The 6,285-nt window shown below is 58.6% G+C and carries 5 protein-coding genes; 3 read left to right on the top strand and 2 right to left on the bottom strand.

Annotated features, from left to right (window positions below; all coding sequences use genetic code 11):
* Positions 1-88: 88 nt before the first annotated feature.
* Both HKK55_RS29155 and HKK55_RS29150 read right to left on the bottom strand, forming a co-directional pair.
* On the bottom strand, positions 89-1,582 hold the full coding sequence (locus HKK55_RS29155; protein WP_169357747.1) for a CoA-acylating methylmalonate-semialdehyde dehydrogenase: 1,494 nt from the start codon (positions 1,580-1,582) through the stop codon (positions 89-91).
* A 74-nt stretch (positions 1,583-1,656) separates the two neighbouring features.
* Positions 1,657-3,006, bottom strand: a complete 1,350-nt coding sequence (locus tag HKK55_RS29150; protein WP_169357746.1) for an aspartate aminotransferase family protein — start codon at positions 3,004-3,006, stop codon at positions 1,657-1,659.
* A 126-nt stretch (positions 3,007-3,132) separates the two neighbouring features.
* Here HKK55_RS29150 and HKK55_RS29145 point away from each other — a divergent pair, with 126 nt between their 5' ends.
* From HKK55_RS29145 to HKK55_RS29135, 3 genes are all read left to right on the top strand, one after another.
* Positions 3,133-4,053 (top strand): LysR family transcriptional regulator, encoded by a 921-nt coding sequence (locus tag HKK55_RS29145; RefSeq protein WP_169357745.1) that lies wholly within the window; start codon positions 3,133-3,135, stop codon positions 4,051-4,053.
* Between the two features lie 87 nt (positions 4,054-4,140).
* The gene (locus HKK55_RS29140; RefSeq protein WP_169357744.1) at positions 4,141-5,535 is read left to right on the top strand and encodes a uracil-xanthine permease family protein; all 1,395 of its coding nucleotides are present in this window, start codon (positions 4,141-4,143) and stop codon (positions 5,533-5,535) included.
* Between the two features lie 87 nt (positions 5,536-5,622).
* A complete protein-coding gene (locus HKK55_RS29135; protein ID WP_169357743.1) occupies positions 5,623-6,282 on the top strand; it encodes a TetR/AcrR family transcriptional regulator in 660 nt (219 codons plus the stop codon).
* Positions 6,283-6,285: the final 3 nt, after the last annotated feature.

Raw genomic sequence — 6,285 nt, 5'->3', positions numbered from 1 at the left:
CCCCTAATTTCACAAATCTGTCATATCGGTCAAAAAAGCCCGAAAACGCGAAGGCCGGCCCCTTGGGGCCGGCCTTCAGCCGTTCTATTTACAGACTAGGAAAGGCGAACTGCGACGCTTCATGACTGGCCCGCTGCGGCCAGCGCTGGGTAATCGCCTTGCGACGGGTGTAGAAACGCACCCCGTCCGGCCCATACGCATGCAAGTCGCCAAACAGCGAACGCTTCCAGCCACCGAAGCTGTGATAAGCCACCGGCACCGGCAACGGCACGTTAACGCCAACCATGCCCACTTCAATCTCGTCACAGAACAGACGCGCCGCTTCACCATCACGGGTGAAGATACAGGTGCCATTGCCGTACTCGTGATCATTGATCAGTTGCATTGCCGCTTCCAGACTGTTCACCCGAACCACACACAGCACCGGCCCAAAGATCTCTTCTTTATAGATACGCATCTCAGGCGTCACGCGGTCAAATAGGCAGCCGCCCAGGAAGAAACCATCTTCATGACCCGCAACACTCAAGCCACGACCATCAACCACCAGCTCAGCGCCCGAAGATACGCCGTCTTCTATATAGCCACTGACCTTGTCCCGCGCCTGGCCGGAAACCAGCGGCCCCATGTCCAGACCACAAGTCGTACCCGCACCGATCTTCAACGCCTTGATCTGCGGTACCAGCTTGGCGATCAGTGCATCAGCCACCTGATCACCCACACACACGGCCACCGAGATCGCCATGCAACGCTCACCGCAAGAACCATAAGCCGCACCCATCAAGGCACTGACCGCGTTATCCAGGTCCGCATCTGGCATCAGCACCGCATGGTTCTTCGCCCCGCCCAATGCTTGCACACGCTTGCCGCGCTTGGTGGCTTCGGAATAGATGTACTCGGCAATCGGCGTCGAACCCACAAAGCTCAACGCTTTGACTTCCGGCGCTTCGATCAGCGCATCCACCGCACCCTTGTCACCGTGCACTACGCTCAGCACGCCTTTAGGCAAACCGGCTTCCTGCAACAGTTGGGCGATCAGCAGCGTTGAGCTTGGATCACGCTCTGATGGTTTAAGGATGAAGCAGTTCCCGCAGACGATCGCCAGCGGATACATCCACAGCGGCACCATCGCCGGGAAGTTGAACGGCGTGATACCGGCCACCACGCCCAGTGGCTGGAAGTCAGACCAGGCATCAATGTTCGGGCCGACGTTGCGGCTGTACTCGCCCTTGAGGATTTCCGGCGCCGAACACGCGTACTCGACGTTTTCGATACCGCGCTTCAACTCGCCAGCGGCGTCTTCCAGCGTCTTGCCATGTTCTTCACTGATTAACTGCGAAATGCGCGCCTCGTTCTGCTCCAGCAACTGCTTGAAACGGAACATTACCTGGGCACGCTTGGCCGGTGGCGTGTTGCGCCACACCGGGAACGCCGCCTTGGCCGAGTCGATAGCACTTTGAATAGTTTCGCGGCTGGCCAGCGGCACTTGATGGATCACTTGGCCAGTAGACGGGTTGTATACATCAGCGCTGCGACCATTGTCGGTCACCAGTTCGCCGTTGATCAAATGCTGGATAAGGCTCATGCAGGGCTCCTGAAAAGTTGTCCACAGGCGCGACTCTCGTCGCGCCTGATGTGTGTTCTATATAGAAGGAGAAATCAGTCGATCTTGTTCAGCACTTCGCCGACTGCATCGAACAAACGATCCAGGTCCTGTGGCTTGCTGTTGAAGGTTGGCCCAAATTGCAGGGTGTCGCCGCCGAAACGCACATAGAAACCGGCTTTCCACAACGCCATGCCCGCCTCGAACGGCCGCACGATGGCATCACCGTCACGTGGGGCGATCTGGATCGCGCCGGCCAGGCCATAGTTACGAATGTCGATCACGTTCTTGCTGCCCTTCAGGCCGTGCAGCGCATTCTCAAAGTGCGGTGCGACTTCAGCCACGCTCTGCACCAGGTTTTCCTTCTGCAGCAGATCCAGTGCGGCGAGGCCAGCCGCGCAGGCCACCGGGTGTGCCGAATAGGTATAACCGTGTGGGAATTCCACCGCGTACTCAGGCGTCGCCTGATTCATGAACGTCTGATAGATCTCGGTGCTGGCAATCACTGCGCCCATCGGGATCGCGCCGTTGGTGACTTGCTTGGCAATGCACATCAGGTCCGGGGTCACGCCGAAACTGTCGGCGCCGAACATCGAACCGGTACGACCGAAGCCTGTGATCACTTCGTCGAACACCAACAGGATGTTGTGCTGGTCACAGATCTCGCGCAGGCGCTTGAGGTAACCCTGCGGTGGCACCAGCACGCCAGCGGAGCCGGCCATCGGCTCGACAAACACTGCCGCGATGTTGGATGCATCGTGCAGCTCGATCAGCTTAAGCAGCTCATCGGCCAAAGCGATACCACCCAGCTCCGGCATACCACGGGAGAAGGCGTTACTTGCCAGCAGCGTGTGCGGCAGATGGTCAACGTCCATCATCGCCTGACCAAAAATCTTACGGTTGCCGTTGACGCCGCCCAGGCTGGTACCGGCGATGTTCACACCGTGATAACCACGGGCACGGCCGATCATCTTGGTCTTGGTCGCCTGGCCTTTCAGGCGCCAGTAAGCACGCACCATCTTCACCGCTGTATCGGCGCACTCGGAGCCGGAGTCGGTGAAGAACACATGGTTCAGGTTACCTGGGGTCAGATCGGTGATTTTTTCTGCCAGCTGGAACGACAAAGGATGACCGTATTGGAAGCCCGGCGAGTAGTCCAATGTGCCCAGTTGCTTGGCGACCGCTTCCTGGATTTCCTTACGAGTGTGCCCGGCGCCACAGGTCCACAGACCCGACAGCGAGTCATACACCTTGCGTCCTTTGTCATCGGTCAACCAGCTACCTTCGGCCGCTACGATCAGACGCGGGTCGCGATGAAAGTTGCGGTTGGCGGTGTACGGCATCCAGTGAGCATCCAGCTTCAATTGGCTGGCCAGAGAGGACGGGGCGTTTTCGGGCATGTTCATGAGCAAAACCTCGCAAGGCAAAAGGCAGCGTAGGGATTCGAAAAGCGTTGTTGCAGCTAAATTGCCACGGGGATAAAGTCGGTGAAATCCAACTCTTCTAACCTTCAGTCAGGCCTTCACTAAACTATGAGCAGCCGTCGCCCCGATCCCCTGGCGCAAGTCAGCGACTTCGATATCCGCCTGCTGCGCATCTTTCGCAGCGTGGTGGAGTGCGGTGGCTTTTCGGCGGCAGAAACCGTGCTGGGCATCGGTCGTTCAGCCATCAGCCAACAGATGAGCGACCTCGAACAGCGCCTGGGCCTACGCCTGTGCCAACGAGGGCGAGCCGGGTTCTCCCTGACCGAGGAAGGGCGCGAGGTTTATCAATCGGTGTTGCAGCTATTAAGTGCCTTGGAAAGTTTTCGCACCGAGGTCAACGGCCTGCACCAACACCTGCGGGGCGAACTGATCATCGGCCTGACCGACAACCTGGTCACCCTGCCCCACATGCGTATCACTCATGCCCTGGCACAATTGAAAGAGCGCGGGCCGGACGTGCAGATCCAGATCCGTATGATCGCCCCCAACGAAGTGGAACAAGGCGTGCTCGACGGTCGCCTGCACGTTGGCGTAGTCCCCCAGGCCAGCGCCCTTTCGGGTCTTGAATACCAGCCGCTGTACAGCGAACGCTCGCTGCTCTACTGCGCCGTCGGTCACCCTTTGTTTTATGCCGACGACAAGCAGTTGGACGATGAGCGCATCAACAGCCAGGACGCCATTGCACCGACCTTCCGCCTGCCCGCCGAGATTCAGGCCCACTATCAGGCCCTCAATTGCACCGCCAGCGCCTCCGACCGTGAAGGCATGGCCTTCCTGATCCTGACCGGCCGCTACATCGGCTATTTGCCGGATCACTACGCCAGTCTCTGGGTACAACAAGGGCGTCTGCGCGCCCTGAAACCTGCCGTGCGTTTTTATGACCTGAGCCTCGCTTCGGTCACGCGCAAGGGCCGTCGCCCTCATTTGGTGCTGGAAAGTTTTCTCGAAAGCCTGGCTGCGACCCGCTGAGACGGGCCTTACAGAAAAACCTGAGCACATGGACAGCTTTTTGCAAGGCATGAGGACCTTGAACCGTCAGCCTCGAGTTTGCCTGCCATGCCGCCAGAATCCTCCAGCCCCAGCGATCTGATCTACGGCCTCAACGACCGCCCCAAACCGTTGCCCGCATTTCTTGCCGCCCTGCAACACGTACTGGCCAGTTTCGTCGGGATCATCACCCCGCCGCTGATCATCGGCTCCACCCTGGGCTTGACCGCTCACCTGCCCTACTTGATCAGCATGGCGTTGATGGTCTCGGGTGTCGGCACTTTCATACAAGCCCGTAGGCCGTTTGGTATCGGTGCGGGAATGATCTGTCTGCAAGGCACCAGCTTCGCTTTTCTCGGCGCGGTTCTGTCGGCCGGTTTTCTGGTCAAGCAACGCGGCGGTAGCCCGGAAGACATCCTGGCGATGATCTTCGGCGTGTGCTTTTTCGGCGCAGTGGTGCAGATAGTGTTGAGCCGCTTTATCGGCCAACTGCGACGAGTGATCACGCCCTTGGTCACCGGGATTGTCATCACCCTGATCGGCATCAGCCTGATCAAGGTTGGCATCACGGATTTGGGCGGAGGATTCAACGCAGCGGACTTTGGCGCACCTACCAATCTGGCCCTCGGCCTGTTCGTCGTATTGACGATCATCTTGCTCAACCGTTCGAACACGCCATGGGTGCGCCTCTCGGCCATCATCATCGGCCTCGTGCTGGGCAGCCTTGCTGCTTGGTTCAGCGGCAAACTGGTACCCCAACCGCTACCCGACCTGCCGTTGATCAGCCTGCCGACGCCCTTTCGCTTCGGCTTCAATTTCGACTGGAGCGCTTTCCTACCAGTCGCGCTGATTTATCTGATCAGCACCATCGAAACCGTTGGCGACCTTACCGCCAACTGCATGATCGCCCGTCAGCCCATCAGCGGCCCTTCTTATATAAGCCGACTCAAGGGTGGTGTGCTGGGGGATGGCGTCAGTTGCATGATCGCCGCCACCTTCAGCGCCTTCCCCAACACCACCTTCGCCCAAAACAATGGCGTCATCCAACTGACCGGCGTCGCCAGTCGTTATGTCGGCCTGTACATCGGAGTGGTGCTGTTTTGTCTCGGGCTATTTCCACTGATTGGTGCGGTGTTGCAGCAGATCCCTAAACCCGTGCTGGGCGGTGCCACCCTCGTAATGTTCGGCAGCGTCGCTGCCGCCGGCGTACGTATTCTCGCCCAGGCCCCGCTGGATCGACGCAGCATGTTGATTATCGCGACCTCCTTCGGCGTCGGCCTGGGAATTGCGGCCCAGCCTAATTTGCTGCATCTGATGCCGACTCTGGTACAGAACCTGTTCGACTCAGCCATCACCAGCGGCGGGCTGACCGCGATTGTCTTGTGTCTGTTATTGCCTGAAGCAAAGGTCGTCGAACCTGCCGCAAAACAGGCACTGGAAAGCGACACCCTGGAACCGCTTTAAAGGTTTTATCGTATCGGGACTTGTCTGAGGCTTGAGGGTGGGTTATCTGTGCATAAGTCGCATTCATCGATCTGCACGGAAACCTCCATGAGCCTCGAAGTTCCTGCCCACAGCAACCACACTGGAAAACCTGCAAGCCGCATTCGGCAAAAGAACGAACAAGCGATCATCCAGGCCGCCGAAGACGAGTTCGCTCGCCATGGCTACAAAGGCACCAGCATGAACACCATCGCTGCGAGTGCCGGCCTGCCCAAAGCCAACTTGCACTATTACTTCACCAATAAGTTGGGGCTGTACATCGCCGTACTCAGCAATATCCTCGAACTGTGGGACAGCACCTTTAACGCGCTGACCGCCGAGGACGATCCAGCCGAGGCGCTGACTCACTACATCCGTACCAAAATGGAATTTTCCCGACGTCAGCCGCAAGCCTCGCGAATCTTCGCCATGGAGATCATCAGCGGCGGCGAGTGCCTGACCGAATATTTTAGCCAGGACTATCGCGCCTGGTTCAGTGGTCGGGCGGCGGTGTTCCAGGCCTGGATCGACACCGGCAAGATGGACCCGGTAGATCCGGTACACCTGATCTTCCTGCTCTGGGGCAGCACCCAGCATTACGCCGACTTCGCCACCCAAATCTGCCGCGTCACGGGTCGCACCAAGCTGACCAAACAAGACATGGAAGACGCCGGCACCAACCTTATCCACATCATTCTCAAAGGCTGCGGCATCAAGCCAGCCCTCTAAACG

Source organism: Pseudomonas sp. ADAK18, from assembly GCF_012935695.1.
Taxonomy (GTDB): domain Bacteria; phylum Pseudomonadota; class Gammaproteobacteria; order Pseudomonadales; family Pseudomonadaceae; genus Aquipseudomonas.
This window is presented reverse-complemented; position numbering and strand designations above follow the sequence as displayed.

What these genes read in the sequence shown, in the direction of transcription:
- HKK55_RS29155 (WP_169357747.1), bottom strand. Translation starts at nt 1,582, where the DNA reads ATGAGCCTTATCCAGCATTTGATCAACGGCGAACTGGTGACCGACAAT.
- HKK55_RS29150 (WP_169357746.1), bottom strand. Translation starts at nt 3,006, where the DNA reads ATGAACATGCCCGAAAACGCCCCGTCCTCTCTGGCCAGCCAATTGAAG.
- HKK55_RS29145 (WP_169357745.1), top strand. Translation starts at nt 3,133, where the DNA reads ATGAGCAGCCGTCGCCCCGATCCCCTGGCGCAAGTCAGCGACTTCGAT.
- HKK55_RS29140 (WP_169357744.1), top strand. Translation starts at nt 4,141, where the DNA reads ATGCCGCCAGAATCCTCCAGCCCCAGCGATCTGATCTACGGCCTCAAC.
- HKK55_RS29135 (WP_169357743.1), top strand. Translation starts at nt 5,623, where the DNA reads ATGAGCCTCGAAGTTCCTGCCCACAGCAACCACACTGGAAAACCTGCA.